This window comes from Pseudomonas sp. BGA-UO-ETr-WB11 (assembly GCF_059567785.1).
The window spans coordinates 1,103,994-1,119,180 of the sequence record NZ_JCAQOS010000008.1 but is presented as its reverse complement, the minus strand read 5'-3'; the positions used below and the strand labels follow the sequence as shown (position 1 = coordinate 1,119,180).

General features: G+C 62.8%; 17 protein-coding genes. 11 read left to right on the top strand and 6 right to left on the bottom strand.

What is annotated here, in order from left to right; genetic code table 11:
• Nucleotides 1-14 precede the first annotated feature (14 nt).
• From phrB to AC56DI_RS18735, 11 genes are all read left to right on the top strand, one after another.
• Complete coding sequence (gene phrB / locus AC56DI_RS18785) at nucleotides 15-1,475, top strand: deoxyribodipyrimidine photo-lyase (RefSeq protein WP_496347478.1); 1,461 nt, start codon at nucleotides 15-17, stop codon at nucleotides 1,473-1,475.
• Complete coding sequence (locus AC56DI_RS18780) at nucleotides 1,472-1,897, top strand: nuclear transport factor 2 family protein (protein ID WP_496347477.1); 426 nt, start codon at nucleotides 1,472-1,474, stop codon at nucleotides 1,895-1,897. The genes phrB and AC56DI_RS18780 overlap by 4 nt, the downstream gene beginning before the upstream one ends.
• Nucleotides 1,894-2,667: an SDR family NAD(P)-dependent oxidoreductase gene (locus AC56DI_RS18775; protein ID WP_496347476.1), complete on the top strand. Its 774-nt coding sequence runs from the start codon at nucleotides 1,894-1,896 to the stop codon at nucleotides 2,665-2,667. Before AC56DI_RS18780 ends, AC56DI_RS18775 begins: the two co-directional genes overlap by 4 nt.
• Nucleotides 2,664-3,914 carry an NAD(P)/FAD-dependent oxidoreductase gene (locus tag AC56DI_RS18770; RefSeq protein WP_496347475.1) on the top strand — a complete coding sequence of 417 codons (1,251 nt, stop codon included), beginning with the start codon at nucleotides 2,664-2,666 and terminating at the stop codon, nucleotides 3,912-3,914. The genes AC56DI_RS18775 and AC56DI_RS18770 overlap by 4 nt, the downstream gene beginning before the upstream one ends.
• Nucleotides 3,911-4,711: a DUF1365 domain-containing protein gene (locus tag AC56DI_RS18765; protein WP_496347474.1), complete on the top strand. Its 801-nt coding sequence runs from the start codon at nucleotides 3,911-3,913 to the stop codon at nucleotides 4,709-4,711. Before AC56DI_RS18770 ends, AC56DI_RS18765 begins: the two co-directional genes overlap by 4 nt.
• Nucleotides 4,698-5,972 (top strand): class I SAM-dependent methyltransferase, encoded by a 1,275-nt coding sequence (locus AC56DI_RS18760; protein ID WP_496347473.1) that lies wholly within the window; start codon nucleotides 4,698-4,700, stop codon nucleotides 5,970-5,972. Before AC56DI_RS18765 ends, AC56DI_RS18760 begins: the two co-directional genes overlap by 14 nt.
• Nucleotides 5,965-6,480, top strand: coding sequence for a DUF2878 domain-containing protein (locus AC56DI_RS18755; RefSeq protein ID WP_496347472.1), 516 nt, complete (start codon nucleotides 5,965-5,967; stop codon nucleotides 6,478-6,480). Before AC56DI_RS18760 ends, AC56DI_RS18755 begins: the two co-directional genes overlap by 8 nt.
• 104 nt (nucleotides 6,481-6,584) lie before the next feature.
• Entirely contained in the window at nucleotides 6,585-7,421 is an 837-nt protein-coding gene (locus tag AC56DI_RS18750) for an NAD-dependent epimerase/dehydratase family protein (RefSeq protein WP_496347471.1), read from the top strand.
• Between the two features lie 2 nt (nucleotides 7,422-7,423).
• The gene (locus tag AC56DI_RS18745) at nucleotides 7,424-8,506 is read left to right on the top strand and encodes a class I SAM-dependent methyltransferase (protein WP_496347470.1); all 1,083 of its coding nucleotides are present in this window, start codon (nucleotides 7,424-7,426) and stop codon (nucleotides 8,504-8,506) included.
• 83 nt (nucleotides 8,507-8,589) lie between these two features.
• Nucleotides 8,590-8,907 carry a YkgJ family cysteine cluster protein gene (locus AC56DI_RS18740; protein ID WP_496347469.1) on the top strand — a complete coding sequence of 106 codons (318 nt, stop codon included), beginning with the start codon at nucleotides 8,590-8,592 and terminating at the stop codon, nucleotides 8,905-8,907.
• Between the two features lie 415 nt (nucleotides 8,908-9,322).
• Nucleotides 9,323-9,505 carry a hypothetical protein gene (locus tag AC56DI_RS18735; protein ID WP_496347468.1) on the top strand — a complete coding sequence of 61 codons (183 nt, stop codon included), beginning with the start codon at nucleotides 9,323-9,325 and terminating at the stop codon, nucleotides 9,503-9,505.
• Between the two features lie 199 nt (nucleotides 9,506-9,704).
• On the opposite strand, the gene AC56DI_RS18730 is transcribed toward AC56DI_RS18735, so the two are convergent.
• The 6 genes from AC56DI_RS18730 to hemA form a co-directional block, all read right to left on the bottom strand.
• Nucleotides 9,705-10,220 (bottom strand): acyloxyacyl hydrolase, encoded by a 516-nt coding sequence (locus AC56DI_RS18730; protein WP_496347467.1) that lies wholly within the window; start codon nucleotides 10,218-10,220, stop codon nucleotides 9,705-9,707.
• A gap of 94 nt (nucleotides 10,221-10,314) precedes the next feature.
• Entirely contained in the window at nucleotides 10,315-11,106 is a 792-nt protein-coding gene (gene murI, locus AC56DI_RS18725; protein WP_496347466.1) for a glutamate racemase, read from the bottom strand.
• Nucleotides 11,099-11,866, bottom strand: a complete 768-nt coding sequence (locus AC56DI_RS18720; RefSeq protein ID WP_496347465.1) for a molybdopterin-synthase adenylyltransferase MoeB — start codon at nucleotides 11,864-11,866, stop codon at nucleotides 11,099-11,101. The genes murI and AC56DI_RS18720 overlap by 8 nt, the downstream gene beginning before the upstream one ends.
• Nucleotides 11,863-12,693: a peptide chain release factor N(5)-glutamine methyltransferase gene (gene prmC / locus AC56DI_RS18715; protein WP_496347464.1), complete on the bottom strand. Its 831-nt coding sequence runs from the start codon at nucleotides 12,691-12,693 to the stop codon at nucleotides 11,863-11,865. Before prmC ends, AC56DI_RS18720 begins: the two co-directional genes overlap by 4 nt.
• 85 nt (nucleotides 12,694-12,778) lie before the next feature.
• Nucleotides 12,779-13,861 carry a peptide chain release factor 1 gene (gene prfA / locus AC56DI_RS18710; protein WP_496347463.1) on the bottom strand — a complete coding sequence of 361 codons (1,083 nt, stop codon included), beginning with the start codon at nucleotides 13,859-13,861 and terminating at the stop codon, nucleotides 12,779-12,781.
• The gene (gene hemA / locus AC56DI_RS18705; protein ID WP_496347462.1) at nucleotides 13,858-15,132 is read right to left on the bottom strand and encodes a glutamyl-tRNA reductase; all 1,275 of its coding nucleotides are present in this window, start codon (nucleotides 15,130-15,132) and stop codon (nucleotides 13,858-13,860) included. The genes prfA and hemA overlap by 4 nt, the downstream gene beginning before the upstream one ends.
• Nucleotides 15,133-15,187: the final 55 nt, after the last annotated feature.

Below are 15,187 nucleotides of genomic sequence, written 5' to 3'. Positions count from 1 at the left end.
ACCCTGGAGCCTGCATGCGCCAACTGATGTGGTTTCGCACCGACCTGCGCGTGCACGACAACAGCGCCCTCGCCGCCGCCATGGCGGCGGGCCCGACGGTGGCGCTGTTTCTGCTCAGCCCCGGCGAATGGCAAGCCCACAATGATGCGCCAGCTAAGGTGGATTTCTGGCTGCGCAACCTGGCGCATCTGCAACAGCAACTACAGCAACTAAATGTGCCACTGCTGATCGCCAAAGCCGATACCTGGAGCGAAGCCCCCCAGGTGCTGGCACATCTCTGCCAGGCACATGACATTGCCGCAGTGCAGGTCAACGACGAATACGGCGTGCATGAAAGCCGCCGCGACGAAGCCTGCGCCAGCCTGCTGGCGCAACAGGGTGTGGCGTTCAAGGGTCACCTGGACCAGCTGTTTTTCCAGCCCGGCAGCCTGCTGACTCAGTCGGGCACCTACTTCCAGGTGTACAGCCAGTTTCGCAAGGTCTGTTACCGCCGCCTGCAAATCGCCCTGCCGCGCTGCCTGCCACTGCCGGCGGCGCAAGCACCGCTGCCCATTGTCAGCGACGAACTACCGACCCAGGTCGACGGCTTTCCCACGCCCAGTGCCAGCCTGCAACACTACTGGCCCGCAGGAGAAGCCGAGGCGCAACGGCGGCTGCAGGCCTTCGCCGCCGAGCAGATGGAGTGGTACGACCAGCGCCGCGACTTCCCGGCGGTGCCCGGTACCAGCCAGTTGTCGAGTTACCTCGCCGCTGGGGTGATTTCACCGCGCCAATGCCTGCATGCCGCGCTTGAGATCAACCGCGGCGAATTCGACAGTGGCAATCCGGGCGTGGTCTGCTGGATCAACGAACTGCTATGGCGCGAGTTCTACAAACATATTCTGGTGGGCTACCCACGCGTATCGATGGGTCGCGCTTTCCGCCTTGAAACCGATGCGGTGGCTTGGCGCCATGCACCGGCCGATCTCGCTGCCTGGCAAGAGGGCCGCACTGGCCTGCCGATCATTGATGCGGCGATGCGCCAACTGGTCGCCACCGGCTGGATGCACAACCGCCTGCGCATGGTGGTGGCGATGTTCCTAACCAAGAACCTGCTGATCGACTGGCGCGAAGGTGAACGCTTCTTTATGCAGCACCTAGTGGATGGCGACCTGGCCGCCAACAACGGCGGCTGGCAGTGGAGCTCCTCCACCGGCACTGATTCGGCACCGTACTTCCGCATCTTCAACCCGCTGAGCCAATCGGCCAAATTCGACACAGACGGACGTTTTATCCGTCACTGGCTGCCTGAGCTGGTAGGCCTGAACAAAAAAGACATCCACAACCCGCACACCACGGCGCACTTGGGTGGCGGTTTGTTCGGCGGCATTGATTACCCACGGCCAATTGTCGACCTCGGCAAGAGCCGCACCCGTGCCCTAGCCGCCTTCAAGTGCCTGCCGCACCTGAGCACACTCGAGGCTGATGGCCCATGAGCGCCTTCCTGCATGACTTCGCCCAGGCCTTCGCCGGGCTGAACAAGAACAACCTTGAGCGCCTGGAGCAGCTCTACAGCCGCGATGCGCTGTTCTGCGATCCACTGCATGAAGTGCGCGGGCTGGCCAACCTGCAGCGCTACTTTGCCCAGATGTACGCCAATGTCAGCGAGCTGCGCTTCGACTTCTACGGCTTTGATCAAGTCAGCGAAGGTGAAGGTTACCTGCGCTGGACCATGAGCTACCGCCATCCACGCCTGGCCGCCGGCCAACTGATCCGCGTCGAAGGCTGCTCGCACCTGCTGTGGAGCGACGGCAAAGTGCATCGCCACCGCGACTACTTCGACGCGGGCGCCCTGCTGTATGAACACCTGCCGGTGCTGGGCTCACTGATTCGTTGGCTAAAACGGCGGCTGGCATGAACGGCCCATCGCGGCGCATCTGGCTGACCGGCGCCAGCAGCGGCATCGGCGCGGCCCTGGCCGAACAGCTGCTGCAAGCCGGACATCGCCTGGCCGTTAGCGCCCGCACTGTGGAGCCGCTGCAGGCCTTGGCCGCGCGCTACCCGGAGCAGGTGCTGGTGGTGCCCGGCGACTTGGGCGACAGCCAGCAGGTGCGCGCCATCGGCCAGCGCATCGCTCTGCACTGGGGCGCCCTGGACACGCTGATCCTCAATGCCGGCACCTGCGAGTACGTCGAGGTGGTCGACTTTCAGGCCGCCATGGTCGAGCGCGTGCTGCGCGCCAACCTGCTGTCCGCCAGTTACTGCATCGAAGTCGCCCTGCCGCTGTTACGCGCCGGTCATCAGCCGCACCTGGTCGGCATTGGCAGCTCGGTCACCTATCTGCCGCTGCCGCGGGCCGAAGCTTATGGCGCCTCGAAAGCCGGTCTGCGCTATCTGCTCGAAGCCCTGCGCATCGACCTGACCGCCGAGGGCATCGACGTCACCCTGGTCAGTCCGGGCTTTGTCGACACGCCGCTGACGCAGAAAAACGACTTCCCCATGCCGCTGCGCTGGTCGGCCGACAAGGCCGCGCGGAACATCGCTGCACGCCTGCACAAACGACCTTACGAAATCGCCTTCCCCGGTCCTTTTATCGCCATCTTGTGGTTGCTTGCCCACCTGCCCAAACGCCTGCAAGTGGCGATTGGTACACGCATGGCGCGCCCAAACGCCAAGGACTCAGTATGAAAATCGCCATCATCGGCAGTGGCATCAGCGGCCTCACCACGGCCTACCTGCTTAACCGCCAGCACGACATCAGCGTGTTCGAGGCCAGTGATTGGGTCGGCGGCCACACCCACACGGTGGACGTGCAGGTGGACGGCCGCCACTACGCCATCGACACCGGTTTTATCGTATTCAACGACTGGACCTACCCGAACTTCATCGAACTGCTCAACCAGCTCGGCGTCACCTACCAGCCCACCGAAATGAGCTTCTCGGTATGTGACCCGGCCAGTGGCGTGGAATACAACGGCAACACCCTCAACAGCCTCTTCGCCCAACGCCGCAACCTACTCTCGCCACCGTTCTGGGGCATGCTGCGCGACATCCTGCGCTTCAATCGCGAGGCCGTGGATGACTTACAGCAGCAGCGCATCGCCAGCGACCTGAGCCTGGGCAGCTACCTGCAGCAGCGCGGTTATGGCGAGCGTTTTATCCAGCACTACATCGTGCCGATGGGCGCGGCGATCTGGTCGATGTCGCTGGCCGACATGCTGAATTTCCCCCTGCAGTTCTTCCTGCGTTTCTTCAAGAACCACGGCCTGCTGTCCGTCACCGACCGTCCGCAGTGGCAGGTGATCAAGGGTGGCTCCAGCAGTTACGTGACACCGCTAAGCGCCTCGTTTGCCGAACGCATCCGCCTGCAATGCCCGGTACAGCGGGTCGAGCGTGACGCCACTGGTGTCACCCTTTACAGCGCCGCGGGCAGCGAACGTTTCGACAAGGTGGTGTTCGCCTGCCACAGCGACCAGGCGCTGCAACTGCTGGCCGAACCGAGCGCAACCGAACAGCAAATACTCGGCACCCTGCCCTATGCCGACAACGACGTGGTGCTGCACACCGACACTCGCCTGTTGCCCAAACGGCCCCTGGCCTGGGCCAGCTGGAACTACCGCCTGGGCGGGCCGACCAGCCAACCAGCGGCGCTGACCTACAACATGAACATCCTCCAGGGGCTGCAGAGCGACACCACCTTCTGCGTCAGCCTCAACCAAACCGCGGCGATTGATCCGAGCAAAATTCTCGCCCGCTACACCTACGCCCATCCGCAATACAGCCTGGCCGGGGTTGCTGCACAGGCGCGCTGGGAAGAACTGCTCGGTGCCAATCACAGTTACTTCTGCGGTGCTTACTGGGCCAACGGTTTTCACGAAGACGGCGTGGTCAGCGGCCTGCGCGTGGCCCGTGCGTTTGGCGAGGCGCTGGCATGAACAGCGCCTTGTACAGCGGCTGGGTCGGCCATCGGCGCTTTGCGCCGCGGGCCCACGACTTCCGCTACCGCATGGGCTTGCTCTACCTCGACCTGGACGAACAGGACGCCGTACTCGGCCTGTCGCCCCTGGCCGGACGCAGCCGCTGGGCGCCTTTCGGTTTCCGCGAAAGCGACTACTTGCCAGCGTTCACTGGCGCTGGCATGCGCCTGATTGATGCCGTGCGCCAGCAAGTCGCAGCAGCCCTCGGCCAGCCCCCCAGCGGCGCCGTACGCCTGCTGACCCAACCACGCAGTTGGGGCCTGGCATTCAATCCGGCGAGCTTCTTTTATTGCTTTGATGCCGACGAGCGCCTCGTGGCCATTCTCTGCGAAGTCAGCAACACGCCCTGGCACGAGCGTTACCACTATGTGCTGCCGGCCAGCGGTACAGGACAACAACACGTCGCCGTGGCCAAGGCCTTTCATGTCTCACCATTCCTGCCCCGCGACCTTGAATACCACATGAGCTTCAGCCAACCCGGCGAACGCCTGGGTGTACACATGGCCGACTGGCAGGGCGCGGAAAAGCTGTTCGACGCCAGCCTTAGCCTGCAGCGCCAGCCACTCAACCGCAGCAGCCTGCACCGGCACCTGCTGAGTTTTCCCTGGATGACCGGCAAGACCGTGCTGGCCATCTATTGGCAGGCCCTGCGCCTGTTGCTGAAACGCATACCCATTTACTCCCACCTACCAGCCGAAGGCGCCTGGCGCGTCGCCCACCCGACAGAGAAGGATGTCGCAGATGAAAAGCTCTAGCCTCAGTGCAGCCAAAACCTGGGTCCGCAGCGGCAACGGCATCGGTGCCAGCCTGCTGCGCCGCGCCGTGCTGCGCCAGCTCGGGCGGTTGCGCCATGGCCAACTGGTGGTCCGCGACGGTGATGAACGCCTGGTGTTTGGCCAGGCCGGCGCTCTGCTGCACGCCGAGATCGACGTACTGGATAGCGCCTTCTGGAGCCTGGTGGCCGGCAACGGTTCGATAGGCGCCGGCGAAGCCTATATCCACGGCTACTGGCAGACCCCGGACCTGACTGCGGTGATTCGCCTGTTCGTCAGCAACCTTGAGGTGCTGGACGCCATGGAGCGTGGGCTGGCACAACTCGGTCGGCCGCTGATCCAGGGGCTGCACTGGCTCAATCGCAACACCCGGCAAGGCTCGCGCAAGAACATTGCCGCCCACTACGACCTCGGCAACCAGATGTTCGAGCACCTACTCGACCCAACCATGATGTACTCCGCCGCCCAGTTCCTGCGCGCCGAGGACAGCCTGGAGCAAGCGCAGCTGAACAAGCTCGAACGCATCTGCCAGAAGCTCGACCTGCAACCTGGTGATCACCTGCTGGAAATCGGCACCGGCTGGGGCAGCATGGCCATCTACGCCGCCAGCCACTATGGCTGCCGCGTGACCACCGCGACCCTGTCGCAGGAACAGTTTGCCTACACGCAAAAGCGCATCGAGGCCCAGGGCCTGCAAGAGCGCATCACGCTGCTGCTGGAGGACTACCGCGACCTCGACGGTCAGTACGACAAGCTGGTGTCGATCGAGATGATCGAGGCGGTGGGCCACCGTTTCCTGCCCACCTACTTCAAGCACTGCGCCAAGCTGCTCAAGCCCCACGGGCTGATGCTGCTGCAGGCCATCACCATCCGCGACCAGCGTTACGAGCAGGCAAAAAACAGTGTCGATTTTATCCAGCGCTACATCTTCCCCGGCGGCGCCCTGCCGTCGGTGAGCAAGATGCTGGAAATCGTCAGCCGCGACACCGACATGACCCTGCACCACATGGAAGACTTCGGCCAGCACTACGCCCGCACCCTGCGCCACTGGCACGACAACCTCAGCGCCGCGCGACACAAGCTCGAAGACTTGGGCTACGACGAATACTTCTACCGGCTGTGGGAGTTCTACCTGTGCTACTGCGAAGGCGGCTTTATCGAGCGCAGCATCGGCACCGCGCAACTGCTGCTAACCAAACCCGCGGCCCATGGCACACCGCTGCTCGGCCGCTTCGATGCCTAAAGGGCGGGCCGCGACGTTACTGGCGAATGCCGCGCTGTTTCAGCTCGGCTGGTTCGCCTGCGTATTCAGCCCAGAGCACCCCTGGTTATTGCTGGTGCCCTTGCTGGTGCTCGGCCTACACATCGGCTGGCTGAGCAGCTGGGCCGCCGAAGGCAAGCTGCTGCTCGGCAGTCTGCTGATCGGCGTCACCCTCGACAGCGCTCTGCTGCACCTCGGTGTGTTCGACTTCGGCCAACCGCGCCTGTTGGTGCCGCTGTGGCTGGCCTTGCTCTGGCCCTTGTTGGCCAGCACCCTGTGCCACTCCCTGGCCTGGACCGCCCAACCCTGGTGGCGCGCCAGCCTACTGGGGGCGACCAGCGCACCGCTGTCCTACTACGCCGGCGCACAACTGGCCGGCGTCGCCCTGCCCTACGGCACCGCCACAACGCTGCTAACACTGGCGCTGATCTGGGCTGCTGTATTGCCCCTGTTGCATCGGCTGGCGCACAGCAACCACCTGCGCCCCTGACTCGACCGACTTTAAGCACTGCTGTATATATCGGCACAAAGGCCGGCTGCCCAGACGCAGCGCGGCCATCCGCACAGCAAGCACAATCAGGAGTTACGGGCGCCATGAAGGTTGCAGTCACCGGAGCCAATGGCTTTATCGGCCGCCATGTCCTGGCCGAACTGGCCAAGTACCCTGTTGAGGTGCTAGCGATCAGCCGCAGCATCGACACCGAGAGGGAGCTGCCGGCAAACGCCACCGCCGTGCAACTCGATATGCAGGATGTATCCCCGGCGACCTTCGCCCAACTCGGCGCACCCGATGCACTGATTCACCTGGCCTGGGGCGGTTTGCCCAACTACAAGTCACTGACTCATTTCGAGCGGGAACTGCCGCTGCAGTACCACTTCCTGCAAACCCTGATTCGCTCTGGTCTCAGCAGCCTGGTGGCAACCGGCACCTGCTTTGAATACGGCATGCAATCGGGCCCCTTGAGCGAGCAGCTACCCGCAGCGCCAAACAATCCCTATGGCTTCGCCAAGGACAGCCTGCGCCAACAACTTGAGTACCTGCGCAACATCCAACCCTTTGCGCTGACCTGGGCGCGTCTGTTCTACATGTATGGCCCCGGCCAGGCCGCCAACTCGCTTTTCCCGCAACTGCAACAGGCAGTGCAACGCGGCGACCCGGTGTTCAACATGTCCGGCGGCGAACAGCTGCGTGACTACCTGCCGGTGACCCAAGTGGCCAGGCACCTGGTGGCCATAGCCCTGGCCAAAAAAGATCTCGGCGTGGTCAACGTCTGTTCGGGAAAAGCCATTTCCGTGCGCCAGCAAGTGGAAAACTGGTTGGCCGAGAATGCATGGTCCATCGCTCTTAACCTCGGCTACTATCCCTACCCAGACTACGAACCGCTGGCCTTTTGGGGCACCTGCAGCAAACTGCAAAACTATCTGGAGTGACGATGAGCCATCTGCGCGAACTTTACCGAGCCGAACAATTGCCGGTGTTCCAGAACCGTATGTTTGCCACTGCAGAAGAAGCCCGCACCTGCACCAAGGGCGACATTTTCCTGGTTCAGGACATGCGTACCGGGCTGATTTTCAACCAGGCCTTCGAGCCTGAGCTGATGCAGTACGACGAGCACTACCAGAACGAGCAGGCGGTCAGTTCAATTTTCAGAGCCCACCTGCAAAACGTGGCGCAAATCATCGAACAGCATTTCGCGGCCCACAGCCTGATTGAGGTTGGCTGCGGTAAAGGCTATTTCCTCGAACACCTGCAAGCGCAGGGCTTTGACATCTCCGGCCTCGATCCGACGTACGAAGGCGACAACCCGAATATCATCCGCCAGTACTTCACCCCCGAATTGGGGCTGCATGCCGAAGGCCTGATCCTTCGCCACGTTCTGGAACATGTACAAGACCCACTGGCCTTTATTGAGCATCTGCGCCAATCCAATGGTGGTAGCGGCAAGATCTATATCGAGGTGCCCTGTTTCGACTGGATCTGCGAACAGCGTGCATGGTTCGATATTTTCTACGAGCACGTGAACTACTTTCGCCTGAGCGACTTCCTACGCATCTTCGGCCACGTCTATGAGTCTGGGCACACCTTTTCCGGCCAATATTTGTATGTGGTGGCCGACTTGGCCAGCCTTCGGCACCCAAACTTCGACCCTGACGATGCGTTCGATTTCCCCGCCGACTTTCTCGCCAGCGTCGACCACTACCGCCAGCAACTGAGCACCCAACGCTCGGCACAACGCCGCTCAGCGATCTGGGGTGGCGCGTCCAAAGGGGTGATATTTGCTCTATTTATGCAACGCGCGGGGGCGGCCATTGAGTTTGTCATCGACATAAACCCAGCCAAGCAAGGCAAGTACCTGGCCGCGACCGGCCTTCAGGTGCGGGCACCCGAAGAGGTGCTCCGCGAGCTAGAGCCCGGAGCCGATATATTTGTCATGAACAGTAACTATCTGGCCGAAATCCAGAGCATGACGGCTAACGCCTGCACCCTGCTGACGGTCGATCATCAGGCCAGCTAATTCGAGGCAGCAGCAGACGGCCTGCCGAACCAATTGCTCGGCGGCCGTACCCCCAAGCGCAGCACCTGACTTACACTGCGCCCATGAGCAAAGATCAGTTAATTCCCGTTACCCCTGTCGAGACGCAAGCGGCGGTTACCTGCGCCAACTGCGCAGCCTGTTGCTGCCAGTTGGAGGTGATTCTGCTGAGTGATACCGGCGTGCCCAAGCGCTACATCGACATCGATGACTGGGGCGGCGAAGTGATGCTGCGTCTCGACGACGGCTGGTGTGTGGCCTTGGATCGCGACAGCATGCTTTGCACCATCTACGAGAACCGCCCGTGGGTCTGCCGCGAGTTCGAGATGGCCTCTCCCGAGTGCATCGAAGAGCGTCAGGGGCTGGCGACCATCTATCGCTGAGGAGCCTGCATGGCCGCTGCGAATCCACCCGGCTTCAGCCTGCAGCGTCTGATCTATGCACTGGCGTTACTGGTCATGCTCTGACTCGGCTGGACCCTCAGCCAGCCCGCACCGTCACCGCCGTTACGCGGCAGCGACGGCAGCGTGCACATGGATGGCTACCGCATCACACCCCTGCAACCGTTCAGCATTGAAGCCCGCGTGCTGGGCCGCGAGGATTATCACTTCGACGCAGTCGCCGCCGTGTCACCCACCGACCTTGCGCTCGGTTGGGGGCCCATGGCCGACCCACAGGTGTTGGCCAGCATCAGCATCCGCCAGAGCAACCGCTGGTATCACTGGCAAGTGGAGAGTTTTCCCATCCCGCGTCGGGAGATCGAAATCCACAGCGCCAATATGCATATGATCCCGGCCAATGCCGCCCGTGGCGGATGCACTGAGCGACATCCGCACGGGCCAGCGTATCCGCCTGAGCGGGCAACTGGTCAGGGTGGATGGCGAGAATGGCTTTACCTGGAGCAGCTCCCTGAGCCGCGAAGACACCGGCAACGGCGCCTGCGAATTGATCTGGATTGAGCAGCTCAGCCACCTGGACTGAGCGCACGACCAAGAACCTTTTGTAGCCCGGATAAAATCCGGGAAGCTTGTTGCCCTACACGTACGCCCCCGGATTTCATCCGGGCTACTTCTGATCTGGATCGAGCAGCTAAGCCGCCTCGACTGAGACTGCTCCTCACATAATCTCAGACATAAAAAAGCCGGACACAGGGTCCGGCTCGGGGCCTGCCGCTGACGCATCAGAACGTCATGGCGTAATGCAGGCTGTAGTTTTCCACGCCATCGTTATTGCTGCTCAGGCCGGCGTTTGAGTAATGCAGGGCACGCACGCCGATTTCCTGACCGTTGAAGCGCACACCAAAGCCCAGGCGATCTTCAAACTGGAAGGACGAGCCGAGGTTGTTGTCTTCCAGCTCGGTATCGGAAAAAAACGCCACGCCGATGCCCGCCTCAACATACGGTTTGAGCGTCTCGCCGGCGAACTCATAAACGAACACCGGCGCCAAGGACAGACTGTTGTTGCTCGCCGTCTTATCGCCCTGCCAGTAGGTGTAGGCCGTATCCCAATAACCGGTGAAACGGCCCGTGGCACTCTCAGTGAAGTTGCGCTGGAAATCGCACTGCAGGCCCAAACGATAGGCCAGGGTGGACTCGCCAGTAGAGCCGACGGCAAAAGCCACTTCAGCGGCCTGCGCGGCCGTCATCGAGACCAAAGACAACGCGGCGGCGGCACAAAGGGAAGAAAGTGAACGCATGGACATATCCTTATTTATTCGCTGAACAACTGCTGAGCAACACTGTAATCACTATAGAAAACATTCTCCGGGTGCAAAGTACGGCCGACTAAATTCAGCCGGGCAACGCCTGCACCTCGGCGGCCGCGCCCCAGAGCACCGGCAACACCTGCTGCAAGGCCTGCGGCTGGGCGCTGGACCAGAACTGCGCGGGCTGCGCGGGGCCGCTGGCGAGCAACTCGCGCTCGACCAGCACCCGACGCAACTGGCGCGCGACCGCCGCGCCGGTGTCGATCAGGCTGACGTTGGCCGGCAGCAGTTCGCGCAGTAACGGCTTGATAAAGGGGTAATGGGTACATCCAAGTATCAGCGTGTCGCAGCCTTCGGCCAGCAACGGCTGAACCCAGCCCCAGAGCAATTCACGGGTCGCGGTGGCCGTCAGCGCACCCGCCTCGATCTGCTCGACCAGGCCCGGACACGGCTGGGTAATCACCCGCACGTCGCTGGCGAAACGGTCGAGCAAGGCTGCGAACTTGGCGCTTTTCAGGGTGCCGGTGGTGGCCAGCACGCCGACCACCCCGGTCTGGGTCGCCGCAGCGGCCGGTTTGACTGCCGGCTCCATGCCGATGATCGGCAACTGCGGATAGGTGCTGCGCAACTCGCTGATGGCCGCCGCGGTGGCGGTGTTGCAGGCCAGCACCAGCGCCTTGGCGCCCTGACCCAGGAGAAACTCGGCGATGGTCAGGCTGCGCGCGCAGATAAACTCGGCGCTCTTGTCGCCATAGGGCACGTGACCGCTGTCGGCGACATACAACAGGGACTCATGGGGCAACAGGGCGCGAATTTCACCGAGCACCGACAGGCCGCCGACACCGGAGTCGAACACACCGACCGGAGCGTTACTCACCGCGAGCCACGCCACAGACGCTACAGGCTGGGTCGCGCTTGACCCGCAGCTCACGGAAGTGACAACCCAGGCCGTCGATCAGCAACAGCCTGCCCACCAGCGACTGGCCAAAACCAGCCAGCAACTTGAGCGCCTCCAGCGCCTGCAAACTGCCCACCAGGCCCACCAGCGGCCCCAGCACACCGGCCTCACTACAGGTCAGCTCGGCTTCGCTGCCATGGCCGTACAGGCAGTGATAACAGGGACTGTCGGCCTGGCGCGGATCGAACACCGCCAACTGGCCTTCGAGGCGAATCGCCGCACCGCTGACCAGGGGTTTGCCGGCGGCCACACAGGCGGCGTTGACCGCCTCGCGGGTACCGAAGTTGTCCGAACAATCCAGCACCAGATCGACGAGCGCCACCGCCGCACCCAGCGAATCGGCATCCAGCCCGGCCGGGTACAGTTGCAGCTGGATGGCCGGGTTAATGGCGCGCAGACGACTGGCGGCCGACTCAACCTTGGGCTGACCGAGGCTGTCGGTGTCGTGGGCGATCTGCCGTTGCAGGTTGCTCAGATCGACCGTATCGAAGTCGGCCAGGTGCAATTCGCCCACTCCGGCCGCAGCCAGGTACAACGCCACCGGCGAGCCGAGGCCACCGAGGCCGATGATCAGCACCCGGCTGTTTTTCAGTTTCAGTTGGCCGTCGATATCCACCTGCGCCAGCAGAATCTGCCGGCTGTAGCGCAACAGTTCTTCATCGCTGAGATGCTGATTCATAGCGGCCACTGCCCCAAAGAAATACGTTGATGGCCGCCCAGATCACGACGGCTGTCCACGGCCACAAAGCCGCGCTGGGCAAGCAGCTCGCGCACGGCCGCGGCCTGGTCGAAACCGTGCTCCAGCAACAGCCAGCCTCCGGCCAGCAAATGTTCTGGCGCCTGCTCGATGATCAGGCGGATATCGTCCAGGCCATCGATGCCCGCCACCAGCGCGCTACTGGGTTCGAAACGCACATCGCCCTGGCTCAGATGCGGGTCGGCGGCGGCGATATAGGGCGGGTTGCTGACGATCAATTGAAAGCGCTGCCCGGCCAGCGCCGAAAACCAGCAACTCTCGGCGAAACGGGCGTTGGTCAATTGCAGACGCGCGCCATTGCCCTGCGCCAGCGCCACGGCCTCAGCCACCCGGTCAACGCCGGTCACTTGCCAGGCCGGTCGCTCGCAGGCCAACGCCAGGGCAATGGCGCCGGTGCCAGTGCCGAGGTCGAGCACCTGCAGCGGCGTGGCCGGCAACAGGGCCAGGGCGGTTTCCACCAGCAATTCGGTGTCCGGGCGCGGGATCAGGGTATGCCTGGCCACGTCCAGGTCCAGGCTCCAAAAGCCCTGACGGCCGAGGATATAGGCCACCGGCTCGCCGGCCCGACGGCGCAGCAGCATCGCCTGATACTGCTGCCGTTGCGCCAGCGCAGGCTCATGCTCGGGCCAGGTGTGCAGGTAGCTGCGCGACTTACCCAGGGCCTGGGCGAGCAACAGCTCGGCATCCAGGCGCGGGGTGGGTGAATCGGGCAGCTCGACGTTGCTGAGCAAAGATTCGATGGTGACCATGGCATTCATTCCGTAGCCCGGATGCCATCCGGGACAGGCTTCAACGGTCGCGCCCGGATGGCATCCGGGCTACAAAAAACGCAAATCAGTCGCCCAGGGCCGCCAACTGGTCAGCCTGATACTCGGTCAGCAGCGGTTCGATGATCGCCTCGACGCCGCCAACCATCACTTCATTGAGTGAATACAGGGTCAGGTTGATACGGTGATCGGTCACCCGGCCCTGGGGGAAGTTGTAGGTGCGGATGCGTTCGGAGCGGTCACCGGAGCCGACCAGCAGCTTGCGCGTGTCGGAGATTTCCTTGTGCGCCGCCGCTTCCTGCTGGTCCTTCAACTTGGCCGCCAGCCAGGCCATAGCCCGTGCGCGGTTCTTGTGTTGGGAGCGCTCTTCCTGACACTCGACCACCGTGCCGGTGGGAATGTGGGTGATGCGGATCGCCGAGTCGGTGGTGTTGACGTGCTGACCACCGGCGCCCGAGGAGCGGTAGGTATCGACGCGCAAATCAGCCGGGTTGATGTCGATCTCGGCCTGTTCGTCCGGCTCGGGCAACACCGCCACGGTGCACGCCGAGGTGTGAATACGGCCCTGGGATTCGGTTTCCGGCACGCGCTGCACGCGGTGCGCGCCGGACTCGAACTTGAGCTTGCCGTAGACGTTGTCGCCCTCGACACGGGCGATGACCTCCTTGTAGCCGCCATGCTCGCCTTCGTTGGCCGACAGCACCTCGACCCGCCAGCCGCGCCGCTCGGCATAGCGCGAGTACATGCGAAACAGGTCGCCGGAAAAGATGGCCGCCTCGTCGCCGCCGGTGCCGGCGCGGATTTCCAGGAACACGTTGCGGCCGTCGCTGGGGTCCTTGGGCAACAGCATGCGTTGCAGGTTGGCTTCCAGTTCGACCAGTTGGGTCTTGGCCTCGGCGACTTCTTCCTCGGCCATTTCGCGCAGGTCCGGGTCGCTGTCCTTGAGCAGCGCCTGGGCGCCCTCCAGGTCATCCTGCACCTTGCGCAATTGGCGGAAGGCCGCGACCACCGGCTCGACTTCGGCATATTCCTTGGAATAGGCGCGGAACTGGGTCTGGTTACTGATCACTTCGGCATCGCCAAGCAAGGCGGTGAGTTCTTCGAAACGGTCCTGGAGCGCGTCCAGTTTATTCAGCAGTGACGCTTTCATTGCGAGTTCTTATCCGCGCCCTCGTTGAGGGCAAAAAGTTCCTGGGCCATGGCCAGCGCATCCAGGCGGCCGGCAGCGGACATTTTCTTCAGTTGCACGCTGGGCGCATGCAGCAATTTATTGGTCAACCCGCGCGCCAGTTGCAGCAGCACCTCGTCCGCCGCCGAGCCATTGGCCAGCAGGCGCTGGGCCTTGGCCAGCTCGTCGTCGCGCAGGCGCTCGGCCTGCTGGCGGTAGGACTTGAGTACGTCCACCGCGGCCAGCTCACGCAGGCGCAGCATGAATTCTTCGGCACCGACCAGCACCAGGTCTTCGGCCAGCTGCGCGGCGCCCTGGCGACTCTTGAGGTTTTCTTCGATGACTTCATGCAGGTCATCGACGCTGTACAGGTAGATGTCGTCCAGTTCGCCGACTTCCGGCTCGATATCCCGCGGCACAGCGATGTCGACCATAAAGATCGGCTTGTGCTTACGCAGTTTCAGTGCCCGCTCCACCGCGCCCTTGCCGAGAATCGGCAGTTGGCTGGCGGTGGAACTGATAACGATGTCGCTGTTGACCAGCTCGTTGGGGATTTCCGAGAGCAGCACCGCATGGGCACCGAACTGTTCAGCCAGTTGGCTGGCGCGCTCCAAGGTACGGTTGGCGACCACGATGCGTTTGACGCCCTGATCGTGCAGATGGCGCGCCACCAGGCTGATGGTCTCGCCGGCGCCGATCAACAGCGCCTGACTGCGGTGCAGGTCACTGAAAATCTGCTTGGCCAGGCTGACGGCGGCAAAGGCCACAGACACCGGATTTTCGCCAATGGCCGTATCAGTGCGCACCTGTTTGGCCGTGCTGAAGGTGGCCTGAAACAGGCGCCCCAGCAGCGGACCAATGGTGCCCGCCTCACGCGCCACGGCGTAGGCCGACTTCAACTGACCGAAGATCTGCGGCTCGCCGAGTACCATGGAATCGAGGCCGGAGGCCACGCGCATCATGTGCCGCACGGCGCTGTCATCCTGATGCACATAGGCACAGGCGCGCAGCTCGTCGAGACTCAGTTGGTGATAGTCGGCCAGCCAGCGCAACACCTGCTCGACCTCGAGCGCCTCCTGCTCGATATACAGCTCGCTGCGGTTGCAGGTTGAGAGAATCGCCGCTTCACGGCTACTGGTCAGCGCGCACAGCTGTTGCAGTGCCTCAACCAATTGTTCCGGGGTAAAAGCCACGCGCTCGCGCACGGCCACCGACGCGGTTTTATGATTGATACCAAGAGCAAGAAAGGCCATGCAAAGTCGCTGACAGTGTCGGAAAACGGCCGATTGTCCTACTTCACCCGAGCGA

Bases quoted from the DNA above. Each gene is read 5' to 3' on its own strand.
- phrB (WP_496347478.1), top strand. From the start codon at position 15: ATGCGCCAACTGATGTGGTTTCGCACCGACCTGCGCGTGCACGACAAC.
- AC56DI_RS18720 (WP_496347465.1), bottom strand. From the start codon at position 11,866: ATGAATCAGCATCTCAGCGATGAAGAACTGTTGCGCTACAGCCGGCAG.
- AC56DI_RS18730 (WP_496347467.1), bottom strand. From the start codon at position 10,220: ATGCGTTCACTTTCTTCCCTTTGTGCCGCCGCCGCGTTGTCTTTGGTC.
- AC56DI_RS18750 (WP_496347471.1), top strand. From the start codon at position 6,585: ATGAAGGTTGCAGTCACCGGAGCCAATGGCTTTATCGGCCGCCATGTC.
- AC56DI_RS18740 (WP_496347469.1), top strand. From the start codon at position 8,590: ATGAGCAAAGATCAGTTAATTCCCGTTACCCCTGTCGAGACGCAAGCG.
- AC56DI_RS18765 (WP_496347474.1), top strand. From the start codon at position 3,911: ATGAACAGCGCCTTGTACAGCGGCTGGGTCGGCCATCGGCGCTTTGCG.
- AC56DI_RS18775 (WP_496347476.1), top strand. From the start codon at position 1,894: ATGAACGGCCCATCGCGGCGCATCTGGCTGACCGGCGCCAGCAGCGGC.
- AC56DI_RS18745 (WP_496347470.1), top strand. From the start codon at position 7,424: ATGAGCCATCTGCGCGAACTTTACCGAGCCGAACAATTGCCGGTGTTC.
- hemA (WP_496347462.1), bottom strand. From the start codon at position 15,132: ATGGCCTTTCTTGCTCTTGGTATCAATCATAAAACCGCGTCGGTGGCC.
- AC56DI_RS18780 (WP_496347477.1), top strand. From the start codon at position 1,472: ATGAGCGCCTTCCTGCATGACTTCGCCCAGGCCTTCGCCGGGCTGAAC.
- AC56DI_RS18755 (WP_496347472.1), top strand. From the start codon at position 5,965: ATGCCTAAAGGGCGGGCCGCGACGTTACTGGCGAATGCCGCGCTGTTT.
- AC56DI_RS18770 (WP_496347475.1), top strand. From the start codon at position 2,664: ATGAAAATCGCCATCATCGGCAGTGGCATCAGCGGCCTCACCACGGCC.
- AC56DI_RS18760 (WP_496347473.1), top strand. From the start codon at position 4,698: ATGAAAAGCTCTAGCCTCAGTGCAGCCAAAACCTGGGTCCGCAGCGGC.
- prmC (WP_496347464.1), bottom strand. From the start codon at position 12,693: ATGGTCACCATCGAATCTTTGCTCAGCAACGTCGAGCTGCCCGATTCA.
- AC56DI_RS18735 (WP_496347468.1), top strand. From the start codon at position 9,323: ATGCCGCCCGTGGCGGATGCACTGAGCGACATCCGCACGGGCCAGCGT.
- prfA (WP_496347463.1), bottom strand. From the start codon at position 13,861: ATGAAAGCGTCACTGCTGAATAAACTGGACGCGCTCCAGGACCGTTTC.